This window comes from Thiomicrorhabdus sp. Kp2, from assembly GCF_000478585.1.
GTDB lineage: Bacteria > Pseudomonadota > Gammaproteobacteria > Thiomicrospirales > Thiomicrospiraceae > Thiomicrorhabdus.
Genome location: NZ_ARWI01000001.1, coordinates 1,067,682 through 1,087,243, shown reverse-complemented (window position 1 = coordinate 1,087,243; position 19,562 = coordinate 1,067,682). Strand labels below are relative to the sequence as shown.

At 40.9% G+C, this 19,562-nt stretch carries 23 protein-coding genes; 15 read left to right on the top strand and 8 right to left on the bottom strand.

All coding sequences use genetic code 11. The annotated features are described in order from the left end of the window. The first annotated feature begins 2 nt into the window (after window positions 1-2). The 13 genes from rplF (at window position 3) to A379_RS05150 (ending at window position 7,807) form a co-directional block, all read left to right on the top strand. Window positions 3-536 (top strand): 50S ribosomal protein L6, encoded by a 534-nt coding sequence (rplF, locus tag A379_RS05210; protein ID WP_040726376.1) that lies wholly within the window; start codon window positions 3-5, stop codon window positions 534-536. A gap of 12 nt (window positions 537-548) precedes the next feature. After that, window positions 549-902 (top strand): 50S ribosomal protein L18, encoded by a 354-nt coding sequence (rplR, locus tag A379_RS05205; RefSeq protein WP_040726375.1) that lies wholly within the window; start codon window positions 549-551, stop codon window positions 900-902. A gap of 14 nt (window positions 903-916) precedes the next feature. Continuing rightward, complete coding sequence (rpsE, locus tag A379_RS05200; RefSeq protein ID WP_040726372.1) at window positions 917-1,426, top strand: 30S ribosomal protein S5; 510 nt, start codon at window positions 917-919, stop codon at window positions 1,424-1,426. Between the two features lies 1 nt (window position 1,427). After that, the gene (gene rpmD / locus A379_RS05195) at window positions 1,428-1,616 is read left to right on the top strand and encodes a 50S ribosomal protein L30 (RefSeq protein WP_040726370.1); all 189 of its coding nucleotides are present in this window, start codon (window positions 1,428-1,430) and stop codon (window positions 1,614-1,616) included. A 1-nt stretch (window position 1,617) separates the two neighbouring features. Continuing rightward, window positions 1,618-2,052: a 50S ribosomal protein L15 gene (gene rplO, locus A379_RS05190; protein ID WP_040726364.1), complete on the top strand. Its 435-nt coding sequence runs from the start codon at window positions 1,618-1,620 to the stop codon at window positions 2,050-2,052. A 2-nt stretch (window positions 2,053-2,054) separates the two neighbouring features. Then, window positions 2,055-3,362 carry a preprotein translocase subunit SecY gene (gene secY, locus A379_RS05185; protein WP_040726357.1) on the top strand — a complete coding sequence of 436 codons (1,308 nt, stop codon included), beginning with the start codon at window positions 2,055-2,057 and terminating at the stop codon, window positions 3,360-3,362. An 86-nt stretch (window positions 3,363-3,448) separates the two neighbouring features. Then, window positions 3,449-3,805 carry a 30S ribosomal protein S13 gene (rpsM, locus tag A379_RS05180; RefSeq protein ID WP_040726354.1) on the top strand — a complete coding sequence of 119 codons (357 nt, stop codon included), beginning with the start codon at window positions 3,449-3,451 and terminating at the stop codon, window positions 3,803-3,805. Between the two features lie 21 nt (window positions 3,806-3,826). Then, the gene (gene rpsK / locus A379_RS05175; RefSeq protein WP_040726352.1) at window positions 3,827-4,222 is read left to right on the top strand and encodes a 30S ribosomal protein S11; all 396 of its coding nucleotides are present in this window, start codon (window positions 3,827-3,829) and stop codon (window positions 4,220-4,222) included. Between the two features lie 14 nt (window positions 4,223-4,236). Further along, window positions 4,237-4,857 (top strand): 30S ribosomal protein S4, encoded by a 621-nt coding sequence (gene rpsD / locus A379_RS05170; RefSeq protein ID WP_040726350.1) that lies wholly within the window; start codon window positions 4,237-4,239, stop codon window positions 4,855-4,857. Window positions 4,858-4,887: 30 nt separating this feature from the next. After that, window positions 4,888-5,868: a DNA-directed RNA polymerase subunit alpha gene (gene rpoA / locus A379_RS05165; RefSeq protein ID WP_040726348.1), complete on the top strand. Its 981-nt coding sequence runs from the start codon at window positions 4,888-4,890 to the stop codon at window positions 5,866-5,868. Between the two features lie 16 nt (window positions 5,869-5,884). After that, window positions 5,885-6,265 (top strand): 50S ribosomal protein L17, encoded by a 381-nt coding sequence (rplQ, locus tag A379_RS05160; protein ID WP_040726345.1) that lies wholly within the window; start codon window positions 5,885-5,887, stop codon window positions 6,263-6,265. Window positions 6,266-6,323: 58 nt separating this feature from the next. Continuing rightward, on the top strand, window positions 6,324-7,061 hold the full coding sequence (locus A379_RS12625) for a TatD family hydrolase (RefSeq protein WP_081696342.1): 738 nt from the start codon (window positions 6,324-6,326) through the stop codon (window positions 7,059-7,061). 14 nt (window positions 7,062-7,075) lie between these two features. After that, the gene (locus A379_RS05150) at window positions 7,076-7,807 is read left to right on the top strand and encodes a ThiF family adenylyltransferase (protein ID WP_040726342.1); all 732 of its coding nucleotides are present in this window, start codon (window positions 7,076-7,078) and stop codon (window positions 7,805-7,807) included. A gap of 36 nt (window positions 7,808-7,843) precedes the next feature. Here A379_RS05150 and A379_RS05145 read toward each other — a convergent pair whose 3' ends face one another. The 3 genes from A379_RS05145 to A379_RS05135 form a co-directional block, all read right to left on the bottom strand. Beyond that, complete coding sequence (locus A379_RS05145) at window positions 7,844-8,677, bottom strand: DUF2927 domain-containing protein (protein WP_051145018.1); 834 nt, start codon at window positions 8,675-8,677, stop codon at window positions 7,844-7,846. A 19-nt stretch (window positions 8,678-8,696) separates the two neighbouring features. After that, window positions 8,697-11,501: an excinuclease ABC subunit UvrA gene (uvrA, locus tag A379_RS05140; protein ID WP_040726339.1), complete on the bottom strand. Its 2,805-nt coding sequence runs from the start codon at window positions 11,499-11,501 to the stop codon at window positions 8,697-8,699. Between the two features lie 122 nt (window positions 11,502-11,623). Next, complete coding sequence (locus A379_RS05135) at window positions 11,624-12,346, bottom strand: SIMPL domain-containing protein (protein WP_040726332.1); 723 nt, start codon at window positions 12,344-12,346, stop codon at window positions 11,624-11,626. Window positions 12,347-12,491: 145 nt separating this feature from the next. Here A379_RS05135 and A379_RS05130 point away from each other — a divergent pair, with 145 nt between their 5' ends. Further along, window positions 12,492-13,883: an MFS transporter gene (locus A379_RS05130; RefSeq protein WP_040726330.1), complete on the top strand. Its 1,392-nt coding sequence runs from the start codon at window positions 12,492-12,494 to the stop codon at window positions 13,881-13,883. 42 nt (window positions 13,884-13,925) lie between these two features. Then, window positions 13,926-14,516 carry a single-stranded DNA-binding protein gene (gene ssb / locus A379_RS05125; RefSeq protein WP_040726329.1) on the top strand — a complete coding sequence of 197 codons (591 nt, stop codon included), beginning with the start codon at window positions 13,926-13,928 and terminating at the stop codon, window positions 14,514-14,516. A gap of 246 nt (window positions 14,517-14,762) precedes the next feature. On the opposite strand, the gene A379_RS05120 is transcribed toward ssb, so the two are convergent. The 5 genes from A379_RS05120 to ectA form a co-directional block, all read right to left on the bottom strand. Continuing rightward, window positions 14,763-15,632 (bottom strand): tetratricopeptide repeat protein, encoded by an 870-nt coding sequence (locus A379_RS05120; RefSeq protein ID WP_040726327.1) that lies wholly within the window; start codon window positions 15,630-15,632, stop codon window positions 14,763-14,765. Next, window positions 15,620-17,143: an aspartate kinase gene (locus tag A379_RS05115; RefSeq protein WP_369759609.1), complete on the bottom strand. Its 1,524-nt coding sequence runs from the start codon at window positions 17,141-17,143 to the stop codon at window positions 15,620-15,622. Before A379_RS05115 ends, A379_RS05120 begins: the two co-directional genes overlap by 13 nt. 121 nt (window positions 17,144-17,264) lie before the next feature. Then, window positions 17,265-17,657, bottom strand: a complete 393-nt coding sequence (locus A379_RS05110; protein WP_040726325.1) for an ectoine synthase — start codon at window positions 17,655-17,657, stop codon at window positions 17,265-17,267. After that, window positions 17,658-18,932 carry a diaminobutyrate--2-oxoglutarate transaminase gene (gene ectB / locus A379_RS05105; RefSeq protein ID WP_040726323.1) on the bottom strand — a complete coding sequence of 425 codons (1,275 nt, stop codon included), beginning with the start codon at window positions 18,930-18,932 and terminating at the stop codon, window positions 17,658-17,660. Between the two features lie 22 nt (window positions 18,933-18,954). Further along, entirely contained in the window at window positions 18,955-19,485 is a 531-nt protein-coding gene (gene ectA, locus A379_RS05100) for a diaminobutyrate acetyltransferase (RefSeq protein ID WP_051145017.1), read from the bottom strand. Window positions 19,486-19,562 lie beyond the last annotated feature (77 nt).

The following is a 19,562-nucleotide window of genomic DNA, read 5'->3' as shown; positions in this document are numbered from 1 at the left end:
TTATGTCTAGAATTGCAAAAGCTCCAGTGAACTTACCTGCAGGTGTAGAAGTGTCTATTGACGGTTCTACAGTCACTGTAAAAGGTTCAAAAGCATCTTTAACGAAAGAGTTTAACTCTGCCGTTGTTGTTAAGAACGATGCTGGCGTTGTAACTTGTGTTCCTGTTGAAGGTGCACCAAACGGTTGGGCTCAAGCAGGTACTGCTCGTTCGATCATCAACAACATGGTTGTTGGTGTAACTGACGGTTTTGAAAAGAAATTAGAATTAGTTGGTGTTGGTTACCGTGCTAAAGCTGAAGGGAAAGTATTAGATCTTACTCTTGGTTTTTCTCACCCAGTTAAACATGCATTACCAGAAGGTATTACTGTTGAAACTCCAACCCAAACTGAAATTGTTGTAAAAGGTGCAGATAAGCAAGTTGTTGGTCAAGTTGCTGCAGAGATCCGTGGATACCGTCCACCAGAGCCTTATAAAGGTAAAGGTGTTAAGTATGCAGGTGAGCGCATTTTACGTAAAGAAGCTAAGAAGAAATAAGGCTGAGTCGATATGGATAAGAAAACAGCCCGTCTTCGTAGAGCTAAAAAAACTCGTGGAAAAATTAACGAGCTTAAAATGCCAAGACTTTGCGTACACCGCACAGCTCAACACATTTATGCTCAGTTAATCTCTGCAAGTGGTTCAGAAGTGATTGCTTCTAGCTCTACTGTACAAGCGGACGTTAAAAAAGAAATTAGTAACACTAGTAATAAAGATGCTGCTGCTGCAGTAGGTAAAGCGATTGCTGAAAAAGCAAAAGCGGCCGGAATTACAGCTGTTGCTTTTGACCGTTCTGGTTTTAAATATCACGGACGCATCCAACAATTAGCAGAATCAGCCCGTGAAAACGGTCTTGAATTTTAATAGAAGGATTAATTATGTCTTCACGTGAATTACAAGACGGACAAGATGGTCTAATTGAAAAATTAGTAAACGTACGTCGAGTTGCTAAAGTTGTTAAAGGTGGTCGTGTATTTGGTTTCTCAGCACTTGCAGTGGTAGGTGATGGAGAGGGCAAAGTAGGATACGGTAGCGGTAAAGCTAACGAAGTTCCTGTGGCTATCAAGAAAGCGATGGAAAAAGCTCGTCGTAACATGAAAGATGTTCATTTAAATAATGGTACTATCCAATACCCGATTAACTTCAAGCAAGGTGCTGCTAACATTGTTATGCTTCCTGCTTCTGAAGGTACTGGTGTTATTGCTGGTGGTGCTATGCGTGCAGTATTAGAAGCTGCAGGTGTTAAGAACGTACTTTCAAAATGTGTAGGTACTACACGTCCAGTTAACGTTGTTCGTTCTACGGTTAATGCATTAACAGGTATTTCAAGCCCTGAATATATTGCAGCTAAACGTGGTAAAACAGTTAATGAAATCGTAGGTGAGTAAGATGTCAGATAAGAAATATGTCACATTGACGTTGGTAAAGAGCACTATTGGTCGTTTACCTTCGCATAAAGCATGTGTATCTGGTCTTGGTCTGAGAAAGATGCACCAAACAGTAAGCGTTATTGATACTCCTGAAAATCGTGGGATGATCAATAAGGTTTCCTATTTGCTTAAGGTAGAGGAAGCATAAAATGCAGTTAAATACTCTTAAACCTGCTGAAGGTTCTAAACCTTCTAAAAAGCGTGTAGGACGTGGTCAAGGTTCTGGCTGGGGTAAGATGGGTGGCCGTGGTCATAAAGGTCAGAAGTCTCGCTCTGGTGGTATGCCTAAAATTGGTTTTGAAGGTGGTCAGATGCCACTTCAGAGAAGATTACCAAAAGTTGGTTTCTCTTCTCGTAAATCAGCATACGCAACTGAGATTCGTCTTGATACATTAGCAAAAATTGATGCTGACATCATTGACGTAGCAGCGCTTAAAGCGGCTGACGTTATTGGTGAAAAAATTAAAGTTGTTAAAGTTATTAACTCTGGTGAAGTAACTAAAGCAATTAAATTGTCAGGCATTAAAGCTACTGCTGGTGCCAAAGCGGCTATTGAGGCTGCTGGCGGATCAGTAGAAGCTTAATTATGAATAGTTCTATTGCATCAGGTATGGGTGATTTAAAAAGCAAAATCTTTTTTGTTTTGGGCGCTTTAATTGTTTATCGATTAGGTACCCATATCCCTGTACCGTCAATTGATCCAATTGCATTAGCTGCAATGTTTGAACAGCAAAAGGGCACTATCCTAGACATGTTTAACATGTTCTCAGGTGGTGCCCTTGAGCGTTTATCTATCTTTGCTCTTGGAATCATGCCGTATATCTCGGCATCGATTATCATGCAGCTTCTTACTGTAGTGTCTCCTACTTTGGAGCAACTTAAGAAAGAAGGTGAGCAAGGTCGTCGTAAGATCACACAGTACACGCGTTACGGTACTGTTGTATTGGCGACTTTCCAAGCGCTGGGTGTTGCAATCGCATTGGAATCACAAAATGTGAATGGTATGTCTGTTGTAATTGACCCTGGTCTGATGTTTAGACTAACGGCAGTTATTACACTGGTTGGTGGTACTATTTTCCTAATGTGGTTAGGAGAACAGATTACTGAACGTGGTATTGGTAATGGTATATCTTTGATTATCTTTGCTGGTATTGTGGCTGGTTTACCGTCAGCTCTAGGTGGGACATTTGAACAGGTTAATACGGGTGCAATGCATGCTATTACAATCTTTGTATTGTTAGCATTAGTATTTGCGGTTATCGCGTTTGTCGTTTTCGTTGAAAGAGGCCAGCGTCGTATACCTGTTCACTATGCGCAAAAGATGCGTGGGCGTAAGTTATATGGTGGTCAAGAGTCACATCTACCACTTAAACTTAATATGGCTGGAGTGATTCCTCCCATCTTTGCTTCGAGTATTATCCTATTTCCAGCCACCCTGGGTGGTTGGTTTGGAAGTGCTGAAGGTCTAGGATGGTTGAAGGACATCGCCACGACGATGTCACCAGGTCAACCGCTTTATGTACTTTTGTATGCAATAGCTATTATCTTCTTCTGTTTCTTCTATACAGCGATTGTTTTCAATCCAAAAGAAACAGCAGATAATTTAAGAAAATCAGGTGCCTATTTACCAGGTATCAGACCAGGTGCGCAAACTGCACGTCACATTGATAGTATTATGGGCCGTCTAACTTTAGCTGGCGCTGTATATATCACTGCGGTATGTTTGTTGCCAGAGTTCCTAATTTTATATTGGAACGTTCCATTCTATTTTGGTGGAACTTCACTGCTCATCATTGTTATTGTTGTCATGGATTTCATGACAGCCGTTCAGGCTCAGATGCAATCTAGCCAATACGAAGGAATGATGAAAAAAGCAAATTTAAAAGGTAAATAACAAAACTTGTTATATATCTGGTATTTAGGTTGAAAGACGTGTATAATTGCCCGTTTTTCAGTAGATGGAATTAAAGGGAGCGCAAAATGGCTCGTATTGCCGGCGTAAACATTCCAGTTAACAAGCATATTGTTATTGGATTGACTTCGATCTACGGGATTGGTTCTACTTCAGCGAAAACTATTTGTTCAGCTGTAAATTTAGATCCGACCACGAAGGTTCGAGAACTAACTGAAGAGCAGTTAGAAGCACTTCGTTCAGAAGTTACAAATTATAAAATTGAAGGTGATCTTCGTCGTGAAGTATCTATGAACATTAAGCGATTAATGGACATGGGTTGCTACCGTGGAATTCGTCACCGTCGTAGTCTACCACTACGTGGACAACGTACAAAAACTAATGCACGTACTCGTAAAGGTCCTGTAAGACCTATTAAGAGATAACGCATAATTGCGAGATTAGATATGGCAAAAGCTAAAGCAAATTCGCGTGTTAAAAAGAAAGTAAAACAGGTCGTAACGGATGCCGTTGCACATGTTCACGCTAGTTTCAACAACACAATTGTGACAATCACAGATCGTCAAGGTAATGCACTTTGCTGGGCAACTTCTGGTGGTAGTGGATTCCGTGGTTCTCGTAAGAGTACTCCTTTCGCTGCACAGGTTGCTGCTGAGCGAGCTGGTCAAATGGCTCACGACTACGGTGTTAAGAACATGGAAGTTATGGTTAAAGGTCCTGGACCTGGCCGTGATTCAGCTGTTCGTGGTTTACATAGTGCTGGTTTCAAGATTACATCTATTGCAGATGTAACTCCGATTCCTCACAACGGTTGCCGTCCACCTAAGAAACGTCGCGTTTAATATTTGAGGTTAACATGGCTAGATATATTGGTCCAAAGTGTAAACTTGCCCGTCGTGAAGGTACTGATCTTTTTCTTAAAAGCGGTGTTCGTAGCATCGAATCTAAGTGTAAGATTGATCAACTACCAGGTCAGCACGGAGCAGGTCGTAAGCGCGTAACAGAATACGGCTTACAGTTACGTGAAAAACAAAAAGTACGTCGTATGTACGGTGTGCTAGAGAAAAAATTCCGCCTTTATTATAAAGAAGCGGATCGTCGTAAGGGTTCAACAGGTGTTAACTTGTTACAAATCCTTGAGAGCCGTCTTGATAACGTAGTTTATCGCATGGGCTTTGCTTCTACTCGTTCTGAAGCACGCCAATTGGTTTCTCATAAGGCGATTATGGTTAACGGTCAATCAGTAAACATTCCTTCATTTGAAGTTAATGCTGGTGACATCGTTGCTATTAGAGAGAAGTCTCGTAACCAAACTCGTATCGCGACGGCATTAGAACTTAATGCACAAGCTGGTGCAGTTAGCTGGGTTGAAGTTAACAAGTCTGCATTTGAAGGTACATTTAAAAATGTTCCTGATCGTTCAGATCTTTCTGCTGATATTTCAGAAAACTTAATTGTTGAGCTTTACTCTAAGTAAACTTTGATTTGAATACGGAGATAACTTCTAATGCAAGAGATGTTAGAACAGTTGTTAACACCGCGTTTAGTTGATATTGATAGAAAGACTCCATTTCATAGTCGTGTGACTCTAGAACCACTTGAACGTGGTTTTGGTCACACACTAGGTAATGCGCTACGTCGTATTCTATTATCATCTATGCCTGGTGCTGCTATTGTAGAAGCCCAAATTGATGGTGTTTTACACGAATACTCTTCAATTGAAGGTGTAAGAGAAGACGTTTTAGAAATTCTTTTAAACCTTAAAGAAGTTGCAGTGAAACTTAATGCTACTGATAGCGCTGAGTTGACACTGAACAAAAAAGGTCCTGCTGTTGTACGCGCTTCTGATATCGTTTTAAACCACGATACTGAAATCGCAAATCCTGATCATGTGATTGCGCATGTTTCAGAAGGTGCAGAATTGAACATGACAATCAAAGTTGCGACTGGTATGGGTTACCAAGCTGCTCCAACTGCGACAGATTCACAAATCGGCGTTTTACGTTTAGATGCGAGTTTCAGTCCTGTTCATACAGTAAGTTACGAAGTACAGAACGCTCGTGTTGAACAGCGTACTGACTTAGACAAGTTAATTCTTGACGTTGTAACTGATGGTACTTTAGACCCTGAAGATGCAATCAAACAAGCAGCAACAGTTCTACATTATCAGCTAAATGCTTTTGTTGATCTGAAGCATAAAGAAGTTGTTGCGCCTGAAGAAGAAGAGAACGAATTCGATCCTATCTTCTTACAGCCTGTTGATGATCTTGAGTTAACAGTTCGTTCAGCTAACTGTTTGAAAGCGGAACAAATTTATTACATTGGTGACCTAGTACAGAGAGCTGAGCCTCACTTGCTTAAAACACCAAACCTAGGTAAAAAATCTCTACAAGAAATTAAAGATGTTCTTGCTCAGAGAGGTCTAAGCCTAGGTACTAAGTTAGAAAACTGGCCACCAGCAAGTTTGGTAAGTAAAGAGTCAGCTTAATTATAAGGAAGCTATCATGCGTCATGGTAAGACAGGTCGTAAGTTAAATCGTAACAGCTCGCACCGTAAGGCAATGTTTAAAAACATGTCTGCTTCACTTATCGAACACGAAGTGATTCGTACTACGGTTGCTAAGGCTAAAGAACTTCGCGGAGTTGCTGAGCCTTTAATCACGTTGGCAAAAAATGACAGCGTACATAACCGTCGTACTGCGTTTGCACGTTTAGGCGATAAAGCAGCTGTTGGTAAGTTATTCAGTGAACTTGGTCCACGTTACCAAGCTCGTCCAGGTGGATACATCCGCATTTTAAAATGTGGTTTCCGTCCTGGTGATAATGCCCCAATGGCGATTGTTGAATTAGTTGACCGTCCGGTTGCTGATTCAGCTGCTGAGTAATCAGATTTAAAAGCCCGCTTTACGCGGGCTTTTTTATTTCTATCCTTTCAGTATCCTCATGTTTGACACTCACTGTCATCTCAACGCTTTTTACTCTTCTAGTGATCATTCCTATTTTCACTCTCATTCTGCTAACCGGTATCTCGCTGTTTCAACCAAACTCTTAGAGTGGCAACCTACTTTAGATTTTTCAGATAGTCATGATAACGTATATGCTGCACTGGGTATCCATCCTTGGTTTGTCGAAAAGAGTTTTGATGTGGATTTAATCATTCTTAAAAGTTTATTAACCCAAAATAAGATTCATGCAATCGGTGAGATTGGTTTGGATTTCGGTGAACAATTCAGACAGAATAAATCTCTACAACTAAGTTGTTTTGAACAACAGCTGGCCATAGCGTTAAAACACCAACTCCCAGTCTCATTACATGCCATTAAGTCACATAATGAAATGATTGCCTTACTGAAACAATATTCTGTTCAAGGTGTGGTGCATGGTTTAGGTTCTAGTGTACAAATCGCTCAACAATATATCGATTTAGGGCTTAAGTTTGGCGTTAATGGTGTATCGTTAAGAGATAATGCTAGACGTTACCATGAGCTTGTAAGGCATTTTGGTTTAGCGCATATTGTATTAGAAACAGACTATCCAAATATTAAGTTACCAGGCCTGGTAGATTCAAGTCTTGATGATATTTACTCGGTTGCTAAACATGTTGCCAAGCTTCTTAGTGTTTCTGTTAAAGACGTCATTAATCAAACAGACTATAATGCCAAGCAATTATTTAATGGTTAGACAGAATATACAAAATGAATATGAATGATGCCCTCTATGAAAGAAGTCTATTGGTTTTTGAAGAACATGGCCTAAATAACTTGGTCAATGCACACGTATTAGTAGCTGGAGTTGGTGGAGTGGGTGGTTTTGTGATTGAAGCTTTAGCTCGTGCGGGTGTTGGCGAGTTAACCATAGTTGATCACGATGATGTTTCCGCATCCAATAAAAATCGCCAAATCATAGCGCTCAATTCTACTCAAGGGCAGAACAAAGCGATTGTTATGGCCAATCGTATTGCTGATATTAATCCAGATTGTAAAGTTAATGTTTTACAAAAATTCTTGGCGCCTGAAGATATGCCAGCGTTATTAGAACCTGGTTTTGATTATGTAGTTGATGCCATCGATAGCCTTAATTGTAAAGCCAATTTGGTTATTACAGCTTATCAAAAAGGTATACCCGTGGTTTCCAGTATGGGCGCAGGGCGTCGTATTGATCCCTCTAAAATTGAATTAGCTGATATCTCTAAAACACATGGCTGTGCTCTAGCGCGTAATATCCGCCAACGTTTGAAAAAACAAGGTATTAAAAAGGGTGTGATGACCGTTTTCTCTACAGAACTTCCAAAGGCGCCTGGCCCAATGGAAGAGATTGAAGGGGCACGTGGCCGTGTTGTAAATGGCACAGCGAGTTATATGCCTGGAATCTTTGGTTTAATGCTTGCAGGGTATGTGATTACCTCAATTGCTCAAAATAAGCCGTAAAGAGTGTTTTATCAAGACTTACCAGGCCTGGTTGGTTTAGTTAACGAGTTGATATAAACCTTGTGAATTGACTTTAGTGGCGGCATTTTCCACTTCACCCAGGTTAATCAGTTTTGTTATCTCTTCTTGAATGATTGGCCTACTCTCTTGGGTTGTCATACCCGCTTTTAATTCTGTGTTATAGAGAATTTTTAACATAATGTAATCCAGGCCAGTTAAAAGCTCAATTTTACTGTCATCATTAGCGATGCTTGGGTTAACCCAGCTCGCATCATTTGGTAGCCCTAACACTTGGGTGGTTTCCTCAACCACGCAGGCTACCAATAAACCTCTGCTAAAAACATGATCAACGGGTATGACAATATTTGCGCGGGTGATTTCATGTTGTTTATTGGTGGTATAACTCCCCATGCAGTGGCTATCACGTTCTATACTTTTAACTTTTGAGCCCGTATATTTCTCAATAACATTGGCGTAGTTTTTATCTTGGGTTAGATAAATATTAAGGTTAGCGTTTGAGTTATTTGTTGGTTGAATCTCTAAACCCGTTATTGATGCTAGGTGTTGTAGATGTGTGGTAAAGAGTTGTTCTACCAAGGCATTGGGTTTTAGTTTGAGATGATGAAATTGATAGCGAATGGGCTGATGCCATTTAACCACTCGGTTACTGCTTGGACGATACTCGTTTTTTAAGGCGATTTCATTAAAGGCCTTGAGAATATAGTGAGGGTTTTGCCAGGCCTGCAAACTCTTATTTGCACTAACAGGCTCAGCAGCATTGAGGTTGCCAAATTGGCAAAAGAAAAGAGCGCCAATAAATACAAGGCTTAACTTTGGCAAGTTGCTTGTTTTATCTATTAGCCACTCCATGATTACCAGGCCTGGTAAGTTAAAGCAGATTCTTTAAATAGAAACCAGTATGCGACTCTTTACAAGCGGCGATGGTTTCTGGTGTGCCCGTTGCAACAATGGTTCCACCGCCTGAACCACCTTCTGGACCTAAGTCAACAATCCAGTCAGCGGTTTTAATGACATCAAGATTGTGCTCAATAATCACAATGGTGTTGCCTTGGTCACGCAGGTGTCTAATGACTTTTAGCAACAATTCAATATCATGAAAATGCAGGCCTGTAGTTGGTTCATCCAAAATATATAGCGTATTGCCTGTATCGCGTTTAGAGAGCTCTTTGGCCAACTTAACACGCTGTGCTTCACCACCAGAGAGGGTCGTAGCACTTTGGCCGAGTTTGATATAACCCAGCCCCACTTCCATCAGCATTTGTAGTTTACGGGCAATCACAGGAATCACGTCAAAAAATGCTCTGGCATCTTCTACGGTCATCTCTAAAATTTCATGAATGTTTTTGCCTTTGTACTGAACCTGCAAGGTCTCGCGATTATAACGAGCCCCTTCACAAACATCGCAAGGTACATAAACATCGGGTAAAAAGTGCATTTCAACTTTAAGTACACCATCGCCTTGGCAAGCTTCACAGCGTCCGCCTTTTACGTTAAAACTAAAACGACCAGGATTATAACCGCGAGCACGCGATTCAGGCGTAGCAGAAAGTAGCTCACGAATCGGTGTGAATAACCCGGTATAAGTCGCAGGGTTTGAGCGAGGTGTACGACCAATGGCAGATTGGTCAATATTAACCGACTTATCAAAATGCTCCATACCAGATAGTTTTGTATAAGGGGCAGGCGTGTGTTGGGCTTTATTAAGTTCGTTAGCCGCAAGCTTAGATAAAGTACCGTTTATGAGTGTAGATTTACCTGAACCTGAAACGCCAGTTACACAAGTTAACAGGCCTGCTGGAATGTTCAGGGTAACGTCTTTTAGATTGTTACCGCTAGCCCCTTCAATGGTAAGCCATTTATCGGTAGCTTGTAGTCGTTCGCCAGGTACTTCAATTTTGCGTGTACCCTTTAAAAACTGACCGGTTAAAGAGTTAGGATTATTCATCACTTCTTCTGGTGTGCCTTCAGCCATAATACGGCCACCGTGAATACCCGCACCAGGGCCAATATCAAGCACATAGTCAGCAGCTCTAATGGCATCTTCATCGTGTTCTACCACAATCACTGTATTACCCAAGTCACGTAGGTGCGTTAAAGTTGCCAGTAAGCGGTCATTATCACGTTGATGCAATCCAATTGAGGGTTCATCTAAAACATACATAACACCTACCAGGCCTGCTCCAATTTGGCTAGCAAGACGAATACGTTGTGCTTCACCACCTGAAAGGGTGTCGGCACTGCGGTTTAAGGTTAGGTAATTAAGACCCACATTTACCAAAAAAGTTAAACGGTCATGTACTTCTTTAATGATTTTGCTGGCGATTTCACCTTTGGCGCCCGTTAAGCCTAAGGTACTAAAAATCTCATGCAGTTCGCCAACAGGAAGTTCAGTTAAAGAGGGTAGACTGTAATCGGTAATAAAGACATTGCGTGCTGCTTCATTTAAGCGAGTGCCGTGACAGCTCTTACATGGTGTCGTGACACGGAATTTTTCTAATTCATCACGAACCGCTTTGCTTTCGGTTTCAGCAAAACGGCGTTCCATATTGGGTAACACGCCTTCAAAACGACGGGTATCGCTATACTTGCCGTGAGGCAGTGGAATCTTCTCGCGCCCCGAACCAAATAGAATGATTTTTTGATGTTTTTCGTCGAGGTTTTCCCACGATTCTTCAATATCAAAACCGTAATGGTCTGCCAAAGCTTTAAGCAAATCGTAATAATATTTATGGCGACGATCCCAACCACGAATGGCGCCACCCGCTAAGCTAAGTTCTGGGTGGGTAATGACACGCTCTGGGTCAAAGCTCTCTTTAATGCCCAAGCCATCACAGGTTGGGCAAGCACCGTGAGGATTGTTAAATGAGAAAATACGAGGTTCTAACTCAGGTACAGAATAACCGCAGTGCGGGCAGGCAAATTTTTCTGAGAATAGTAAGGCAAAGTCATCCTCTTCATCCATTGGTAATACTTGAGCGATACCATCTGCTAAACGCAGTGCGGTTTCAAACGATTCCGCCAAACGCTGTTTGATGTCATCACGGACTTTAAAGCGGTCAACAATCACTTCAATGTCATGTTTTTTGTTTTTATCTAACTCAATCGTGCCATCTAAATCCACCACCTTGCCATCAATACGGGCGCGAATAAAGCCTTGAGCTTTTAGCTCATCCAATAGGTTGTGATGTTCGCCTTTTTTGCCACGTACAATTGGGGCAATCAGTAAACATTTAGTACCTTCTGCTAAAGTTAAAGTGTGGTCAACCATTTGACTGACGGTTTGTGCTTCCAAATCACAGCCATGCGTTGGGCAGCGTGGTGTACCTGCACGAGCAAATAGCAAACGTAGATAATCATAGATTTCGGTAACCGTACCTACGGTGGAGCGAGGGTTGTGCGAGGTGGATTTTTGCTCAATAGAAATGGCAGGAGAAAGCCCTTCAATATGGTCAACATCAGGTTTTTCCATAACCGATAAAAACTGGCGAGCATAGGCCGAAAGAGACTCAACATAACGGCGTTGGCCTTCGGCATAAATGGTATCAAATGCTAAAGAAGATTTACCTGAACCTGAGAGACCTGTAATGACAATCAGCTTATCTCTAGGCAGAGTAACATCAATGTTTTTTAGGTTGTGGGTGCGGGCACCGCGAATAACAATTTCTTCAAGCATGGTGAAATGACCGTTTTAAATTAGCAAACGAATAGTATACCAATAATCAACTCTTGAACACGAGTTACCAGGCCTGGTAACTCTAAAATATCTACTCGCAGATATCTAAAAACTGATACTAATTAGTAAGGTAATAAAACCGTGCCTGATATGGTGACTATTAATTTACTTTGCCCAGCACTCACGGCAGGTGCAGCCATCTCGGATGACATCATCGCCATGTCTGAACGTGCATACATCGCGCGGGTTGGTGCAAAGTTTGGCATATTGATATTGGTTGCTAGAATCTTAAAAGAGGGGGCTTCAAAACCTTGAGCAATTCGTTTGGCCTGTTTTCTAAAGCTAACAATGGCTTTATCGGTCAGTTCTGCCAAGATTTGGCGCTGTAAATCGTCAGAAACGCTAAATTGCATAGATTGATAGGCTAAATAAGGTTGGATTTTAGTGAATACGTTTACCAGGCCTGGTTTGTTTTCTAAGGTTAAAACTAAGCTTTGTTGGCCGCGCCAATGGCTGATAATCTGTTTTTTATATACAGGGTTAATATTGTATTGAGAGGTTTGCACAATCACTTCAGGGTAAGCTTTTAAGGCTTTAATTGCCGATTGCATTTGTAAATTAATTTCATTAGCTACCTCTTGTGGAGTCACCCCTTCAGCCACGTGGTTGAAAGTCATTGTAATCTTGTCATTCGGTACATCTTGAGATTCTGTAATGGAATACTGAACTTTATTCCCTTGTAACTCGGTGGTTTCGGCAAAAGCAGGGGTGTTTACGTTAGCCAATAACACTAGCGTAATGACAGAGGATGAAAGTAGCGGTTTTAAGCGGCTTAATACATTCACGATTAGCTCCTTTTTTAAATGGATTGTCGTCTATTTTTGCTCTTAAATAACGGCGTTATGGCTTCGATTATAGCTCTAGTTATTATCAAGAGTGTTATAATTTTCGGTTATCAAAATCAAACTAATGTGAGCCACAGAGTAAACCATGATTACAGAACAACCCCATGCCATGAGTCCTACTGAAAGACGCGCCGCTTTTTCAATTGCGGGTATTTTTTCTACCCGTATGTTAGGCCTGTTTATGATTTTCCCCGTTTTTGCTCTATTTGCAGAATCTGAGTTTACTGGTATCACAGGTTTACAAATTGGAATCGCGATGGGGATTTATGGCTTAACCCAGGCCTTTTTGCAGATTCCTTACGGTATGTTGTCAGACAAGTATGGACGTAAGCCACTGATTATTGCTGGTATGTTTGTCTTTATGATTGGGTCGATTATCTGTGCGATGGCTGACTCGATTGAGATGATGATTGTTGGCCGAGCCATTCAAGGTATGGGGGCTGTTGCCGCTGTGTTAATGGCTTCAGTAGCGGATTTAGTGACAGAACAATTTAGATTACGAGCAATGTCGATTGTAGGAATTACGATTGGTTTATCGTTTACCTTGTCACTCGTGGCAGGGCCATTATTAGCCAGTTGGTTTGGTGTGCGTGGTATTTTTTGGATTATAGCTTTGCTAGCCATTATTGGAATGTTGTTGGTTAAATTTGCCATGCCAGATATAAAACAACAGAGTTTTCAGCGAGAAGCCGAAGCCGATCCTAGTCAATTTAAAGAGATACTTAAACACCCGCAACTACTGCGTTTAGATTTTGGGGTATTTGTTCTACATGCGATTCTAACCGCCATGTTTGTGGTTATGCCATTAACGTTAAGAGATTCAGCAGGCCTGGAAAGTACAGAACATTGGTTGATTTATCTGCCTGTGATGCTTTTATCCTTTGCTTTAATGGTGCCGTTTATTATTCAGGCTGAAAGCAAAGGCAAAATGAAATCGGTATTTGTGGGTGCCATCGCCACACTGACGTTAATGCAATTAAGTTTTGCCTTTATTGAACCGAGTTTTTGGATTCTATTCTTTTTACTGCTGATATTTTTTACTGCATTTAATTTACTTGAAGCCTCATTACCCTCTTTAGTGGTCAAACTTTCGCCAGCCGATAAAAAAGGAACGGCCAGTGGTATCTACTCAACCAGCCAATTTTTAGGTGCAGCAATTGGTGGGGCTTTAGGCGGATATTTTTATCAGCATTACGGGTATAATGGGGTTTTTATCTTTACTGCAACAATTGGCGGTCTTTGGGTCTTAGCAGCAATAAGCATGGAAAAACCCTTGCCACTGAGTATCGCTTCAGTTCCTATTTTTGATTTGAAAGAAGAAGAAATCCAGAGTATTCAAGACAAGTTAATGGCTTATGAAGGGATATATGAAGTGGTGGTATTACCTGAAGAGCAAAGAGTCTATTTTAAAATAGATCGAAAGCTTGTAAATGAAGTCGGTTTGATTGATTATATTGAACAAACACAAAAATCGTAAAATTAAAAAACTAAATAGAATTAAACAGAGAGAGCAATAGATATGCGTGGTGTGAATAAAGTCATTTTGGTTGGAACCTTAGGTGCAGATCCAGAAGTTAAATATGCGGCAAATGGTAATGCCATTGCCAACCTAAGTGTGGCAACCAGTGAAGAGTGGAATGACAAGAACACTGGGCAGAAACAGCAAAAAACAGAATGGCACCGAGTCTCTATGTTTGGAAAATTAGCTGAAATTGCTGGTCAGTATCTAAAAAAAGGTTCTCAAGTTTATCTTGAAGGTAAATTACAAACGCGTAAGTGGCAAGATCAAAACGGTCAAGATCGCTACACCACTGAAGTGGTATTAAGCGGTTTTGACGGAACCATGCAAATGCTAGGCGGTGGAAATCGCCAAGGTGGCGATGCTTCATTTGATCAAGGTTTTAACCAGGCGCCTATGGGGAACCAAGGTGGTCAAATGGGTGGACAGCCACAAGGTGGTTTTAATCAACAGCCAGCACAGCAGCCTAGACAGCAAAACCCAATGGGGCAGCAAAACGTACCACCAATGGGAGGACAGCAACCAGCGCAACCACAACGTGCACCAGCTTATGCACCAAATGACTTTGATGACGATGATGTTCCGTTTTAGGGTTTACATGCTGCGTTATTGTTAAATAAGATATATATCTATACAGAGGCCTGCTTTAAGCAGGCTTTTTTATGGTTGTGTGTCTTATGGCATTTAGAGGTTATGTGTTGTTTTATCTGCTCAATAAGTGATAAATCTAGGTGGTTACCAGGCCTGGTAAAACTTGCTATAAGATCATGCACCGTGATGCCTTTGGAGGCCAATAAAATGGATGCTTCAATGGCAAAAACAGGCTAATACCTCGTTTTATTCCTTATCTTCGATATTAAGCAGTTTTTTAAACTCTTCGTTATCCAGTAAATCTTTAAAGACGGGGTCGCTAATGATTTCATCCGCAGAAACATCGGTACCTAACAGTGAACGTTCTAAATTTTCTAAAGCTTCATTGGGTTGATTAAGCAGTGCGAAAGCACCTGCAAGTTGATAAAAAGCATGGCGGTTTTGTGGGTCGATTTGCAATGCTTTATTACAAAGATTGATGGCCCATTGAGGTTCATCCATTTCTAAGGCTAAATCCGCTTTATACGTGAGTGCTTCAGTATTGTATGGGTCAATTTCTAATATTTGATCGTAAATACTCATACGATTACTAAGCAGGGATTCTTGACCTGCCTTTAACCATAAACTGTGAATGTCTTGGTGTTGAATCAGCTGCTTATGAGCGTTATTAATGCCTTTTGATTTATTATTCAGCTCTTCTTCAAGCTTGGCTAAACGTTGTTCGTAAACATCGATAACGGCATTTACTTTTGAGTCGGCTAGGTCATGTACTTTTTCTTTAATATCTCGAATAGAGTTCCAACCTAAGAGAACCAATACGGAACTGATACCCGCAATAAGGTAAAAGAAATAGGTTACGGTATCGCTAACGTAGCTTACGGCACGGGTGGTGAGGCTAATATCGCGATTAGTCACCTCTTTGGTGAGGTCAACGTGCATTTGCATCATATCGGCACGTAAATCTTTGAGTTCGTCAATGACATAGCGTTCAATAAACGGGTTGTACATGGGCTCTTTAAGCTGATTAACATCTTGAGTTTCTTTGTTGTGAGGGCTTTCAGCAAACCCTAATTGCGGTGTTAACGCTAAAAAAAGAATTAAGATTAATGCTTGCATATAGCACTCCCATGATTATGAATTGCGACTAGGTTTTCGTGCATCGTATTAATGGTTTTTTCATAGTCGTTTTCACTTACATAAAACTGCATTTCAACTTGGCGAGTATTTTGGTGAATCGCCTCGATATTAATGCCATTTTTGTAAAGAGACTGTACGGCGGTCGATAAAAAACCTTTAATACGCATATCGCTTCCCATTGCACAGGCCAGAGCGACTTTACTGGTTTGAATTGAGGCCGTAGGTAATTTGTTTTGTAGCTGTTGCTTTAAACGGTTTACTTTTTTAAGTGAATCATTAAGGTATAAGGTGATGGTATTGGCATTAAAGTCTTTATTAATGAGATCGCAGCCTAAACGTTGAGTAATATTTAGAATAGCCTGTTCATAAAAACACTGTTCACCCATCATGTCTTGATCAAAAATTTCCACCGCAATTAAGCGTTGTAGTCCAGCAATGATTTCAACTTGAGGTGATGTGCTGGTATAACCTTCACTAATTAATGTGCCGTGATGTTCAGGCTCAAAGGTATTTTTGATTCTTAATGGAATTTGCGCTTGACGTAAACCTTTAGCGGCTTTTGGGTGAATCGCTTCCATACCAAGGTTAGCCAGTTGATCGGCAATGTCATAGTTGGTTTTACCAATAGGTACAACGTTTTCTTCACCTACCAGACGAGGGTCTGCGCTACTTAAATGGTACTCTTTATGAATCACCGCTTCGCTTGCTTGGCATAAGACAGCAATACGACTAAAGGTCATTTCGCTGTAACCACGGTCGTAGGTTTTCATAAGATTTTCCGTACAATGGGTATAGCCTGTTACGATGGGTAAAACATTCTCAAAATTGATATCACTCAGCTGTTGTTGAATCATCTCATCTAGAGACAAAGGAGCATCGGTTTTCCAGCCCGTTAAGTCTATAAATTGGCTGTTAATACCTTCGGCTTGCAGTAGATGAGTTAAATTCCACGCACTGTGCGCTTCACCTAAACTGGCTAAGAGTTCCCTAACCGTTAATAAGTGGTTATCGAGCGAAAAGTGGCCATGAGTACATAAGTCTTGAAGATAAGTCAGTAATTGCTCAGTCTCTTTAATACGCAGGTTAATAAAGCTATTGGCTTTTACTAAGAGTGCAGGGTCATCAAACAGGCTGGCATTAATTTCATTTAGTTTGTCGGCAAGTTCATTTAATGCCACCTGCCAGTTGGCATCGGTGTCATCATTGGCAAATAAGCCATAGACACCAGGTTTTCCTGACTTTTTATGCTCAAGCAGGTCATCTGTCACTCCACCGTAAGCAGAAACAACGATGATTCTTTGGTACGGTGATTCTGGATATAACACAATATTGTCTTTTACGGCGTTGTAGTCAGACATTGAAGTGCCACCGATTTTTTCAACACTTAATTTATTTGGGGTGCTTGTAGGCATGTTTTCCTTAATCATTTTGGTGATTTTATTGTTTTGGGTATTTATATGGTGAGAGAGCTTTGCACGAGATTCATACATAAAAAAATGCAATTACCCATGTAATTACAACTGTTTTGGTTTTATCTTCTCGTGCAAAGGTCTCTTTGGGTTAGTAGGCGCCATTACTAGCGCCTAGGCACAAACTATGGTCGATACACTTTTATTCTGGAAGGTTATATGAACCATCTTTGTCATGGGTTTCACGCCCAGTAACTGGAGGGTTGAATACACAAACCATTCGCATCTGTACCCCTTTATTGGCCTTTAAAATGTGTTGGTCATTTTCATTTAGAGCATATACAGTGCCTTCACGAATGGGGTGGGTGATGCCAGTGGCTTTGTCGTAAATCTCACCTTCACCTTCAATACAATAAACCGCTTCTAAGTGGTTCTTGTACCAGAGGTGTAAATCCTCATTCGGTTTAATGAGCGTGTCATGCAGAGAGAAGCCCATACCATCTTTGGCCAACAATAAACGGCGACTAGTCCATTGAGCACTATCTACATCGGCATCGGTTCCAATAATGTCGTCATATAGGTTTCTAACTATCATTTAGGCTACCTCGTTTGGCGATTTTTTAAGTACTTTATTAATGGCGTTTTCTAGAATATCAAACCCTTCATTAACCAGTTCGTCAGTAATGACTAATGGCCCTAAGAATTTAATAACTTCACCTTCAGCTCCAGCCGTTTCAATAATAAGTCCGTCTTCAAATGATTGAGCGCAGATAGGTGATGTGAGTTTTGGTTTTTTAAACTCAGCTCCCCAAATCATACCGTGGCCACGAATCTCACGAATCAAATTTGGGTAGGTTAAAGCCAGTTGTTCCATTCGTTTTTGTACCAAGTTTGATTTAGCTTGCAGTGTTTCGATAAAACTGCCATCTGACCAGTACTTTTTAAGAGCCGCAGTTTGCGCTACAAAGGCGAGGTTGTTACCACGGAAGGTTCCAGAGTGTTCACCTGGGCTCCACTTATCAAGTTCGGGTTTCATTAAAACTAATGACATAGGGTGACCTGCGCCAATGGATTTTGAAAGGGTAACAATGTCAGGTACTACGCCTGCACGTTCAAAACTAAAGAACTCACCAGAGCGGCCATTACCTACCTGAATATCATCAACGACCATTAAAATATCAAAGTCATCACAAATTTGTCTTAACGCTTGTAGCCACTCTTCACCCGCGACATTGATTCCACCTTCAGCCTGAATGGTTTCAAGCACAATTGCGGCAGGAAGCTCCGTTCCTGAAGACTCATCTTCAATGATTTTACGTAGGTAAGCCATGGTATCGACCTTATCACCAAGGTAATTATGGAATGGCACCTGGTAGGTATAGCCTGGAACACCATAGTTATCATCATGGTAATAGCTGTTACCTGTAATACTTAAAGAACCCATCGACATACCGTGAAAACCATTGGTAAAAGACATAACCTGTTTACGGCCTTTAACTTTACGGGCAATTTTTAAGGCCGTTTCAATGGCATTAGTACCTGTTGGTCCAACAAATTGAAGCTTGTAATCTAAGTCACGAGGCTTAAGAATGTTGTTGACAAACGTTTCCATAAAATCACGTTTGGCGACGGTAGCCATATCCAAGGCGTGACCAATTCCATTGTTTTGAAGATAATCAATAACGGCGCTATTGATAATATCGTTGTTATGACCATAGTTTAATGCACCAGCTCCAGCAAAGAAGTCGATATAGCGTTTGCCTTCTTCATCCCAGATTTCGGACATTTTTGAAGTTTTGAAAACAGTCGGAAATGAGCGAACATAGCCACGCACTTCTGATTCATATTGATTGAAAATTGATAAAGACATCAGTGTCTCCCAGTTTCTAAATTTAAAATAAAGTGTTAATTAGGTTTTGTTTATAGGCCGCTCTAAGTGTGTAGAGCTCTTCCTCTTCATGTTCTTCTGAACCAAAATGCGTTTTTTCTAAGAATGGTGTAATTTCGACAATTAACCCATGCTGTTCTGCAAAACTTTTAAAGAGATTTTGCGACGCGGTATTAGAGGGGCTGATGGTGCAGCACACATCACGCACAATCGGTCTGTGAACCTGGTTTCTGATTAAGTGATAGATTAATTGTCGACCTAAACCTTGACCTCGACAGGTATCTGAAACAGCAATTTGCCAAACAAATAAACTGTCTTCTTTATCAGGCCGAAAGTAGCCTGAGACAAAGCCAACAATTTGATTGTCTTTTTCTGCCACAACGCAGGTGTCGGCAAAGTGAGTGGCTTGCAAAAAATAGAGGTAGCTAGAGTTTAAATCTAGTGGGGGCGATCGCTTTATGAGCGAATAGATGGCAAGTCCATCTTCGATTTTAGGTGTTCGAAATGAAATTGCAGTTTTTGTATCAGGCTCCATAATAAGTTCTTTTGATTGTTTTTAAGTTGATTAAATCAACCAATCGCAATGTAAATAGCGTGATATGCATGGGTAAA

Excerpts from the sequence above, each read along its gene's own strand:
- rplF (WP_040726376.1), top strand. The coding sequence starts at position 3 with ATGTCTAGAATTGCAAAAGCTCCAGTGAACTTACCTGCAGGTGTAGAA.
- rplR (WP_040726375.1), top strand. The coding sequence starts at position 549 with ATGGATAAGAAAACAGCCCGTCTTCGTAGAGCTAAAAAAACTCGTGGA.
- rpsE (WP_040726372.1), top strand. The coding sequence starts at position 917 with ATGTCTTCACGTGAATTACAAGACGGACAAGATGGTCTAATTGAAAAA.
- rpmD (WP_040726370.1), top strand. The coding sequence starts at position 1,428 with ATGTCAGATAAGAAATATGTCACATTGACGTTGGTAAAGAGCACTATT.
- rplO (WP_040726364.1), top strand. The coding sequence starts at position 1,618 with ATGCAGTTAAATACTCTTAAACCTGCTGAAGGTTCTAAACCTTCTAAA.
- secY (WP_040726357.1), top strand. The coding sequence starts at position 2,055 with ATGAATAGTTCTATTGCATCAGGTATGGGTGATTTAAAAAGCAAAATC.
- rpsM (WP_040726354.1), top strand. The coding sequence starts at position 3,449 with ATGGCTCGTATTGCCGGCGTAAACATTCCAGTTAACAAGCATATTGTT.
- rpsK (WP_040726352.1), top strand. The coding sequence starts at position 3,827 with ATGGCAAAAGCTAAAGCAAATTCGCGTGTTAAAAAGAAAGTAAAACAG.
- rpsD (WP_040726350.1), top strand. The coding sequence starts at position 4,237 with ATGGCTAGATATATTGGTCCAAAGTGTAAACTTGCCCGTCGTGAAGGT.
- rpoA (WP_040726348.1), top strand. The coding sequence starts at position 4,888 with ATGCAAGAGATGTTAGAACAGTTGTTAACACCGCGTTTAGTTGATATT.
- rplQ (WP_040726345.1), top strand. The coding sequence starts at position 5,885 with ATGCGTCATGGTAAGACAGGTCGTAAGTTAAATCGTAACAGCTCGCAC.
- A379_RS12625 (WP_081696342.1), top strand. The coding sequence starts at position 6,324 with ATGTTTGACACTCACTGTCATCTCAACGCTTTTTACTCTTCTAGTGAT.
- A379_RS05150 (WP_040726342.1), top strand. The coding sequence starts at position 7,076 with ATGAATATGAATGATGCCCTCTATGAAAGAAGTCTATTGGTTTTTGAA.
- A379_RS05145 (WP_051145018.1), bottom strand. The coding sequence starts at position 8,677 with ATGGAGTGGCTAATAGATAAAACAAGCAACTTGCCAAAGTTAAGCCTT.
- uvrA (WP_040726339.1), bottom strand. The coding sequence starts at position 11,501 with ATGCTTGAAGAAATTGTTATTCGCGGTGCCCGCACCCACAACCTAAAA.
- A379_RS05130 (WP_040726330.1), top strand. The coding sequence starts at position 12,492 with ATGATTACAGAACAACCCCATGCCATGAGTCCTACTGAAAGACGCGCC.
- ssb (WP_040726329.1), top strand. The coding sequence starts at position 13,926 with ATGCGTGGTGTGAATAAAGTCATTTTGGTTGGAACCTTAGGTGCAGAT.
- A379_RS05120 (WP_040726327.1), bottom strand. The coding sequence starts at position 15,632 with ATGCAAGCATTAATCTTAATTCTTTTTTTAGCGTTAACACCGCAATTA.
- A379_RS05115 (WP_369759609.1), bottom strand. The coding sequence starts at position 17,143 with ATGTATGAATCTCGTGCAAAGCTCTCTCACCATATAAATACCCAAAAC.
- A379_RS05110 (WP_040726325.1), bottom strand. The coding sequence starts at position 17,657 with ATGATAGTTAGAAACCTATATGACGACATTATTGGAACCGATGCCGAT.
- ectB (WP_040726323.1), bottom strand. The coding sequence starts at position 18,932 with ATGTCTTTATCAATTTTCAATCAATATGAATCAGAAGTGCGTGGCTAT.
- ectA (WP_051145017.1), bottom strand. The coding sequence starts at position 19,485 with ATGGAGCCTGATACAAAAACTGCAATTTCATTTCGAACACCTAAAATC.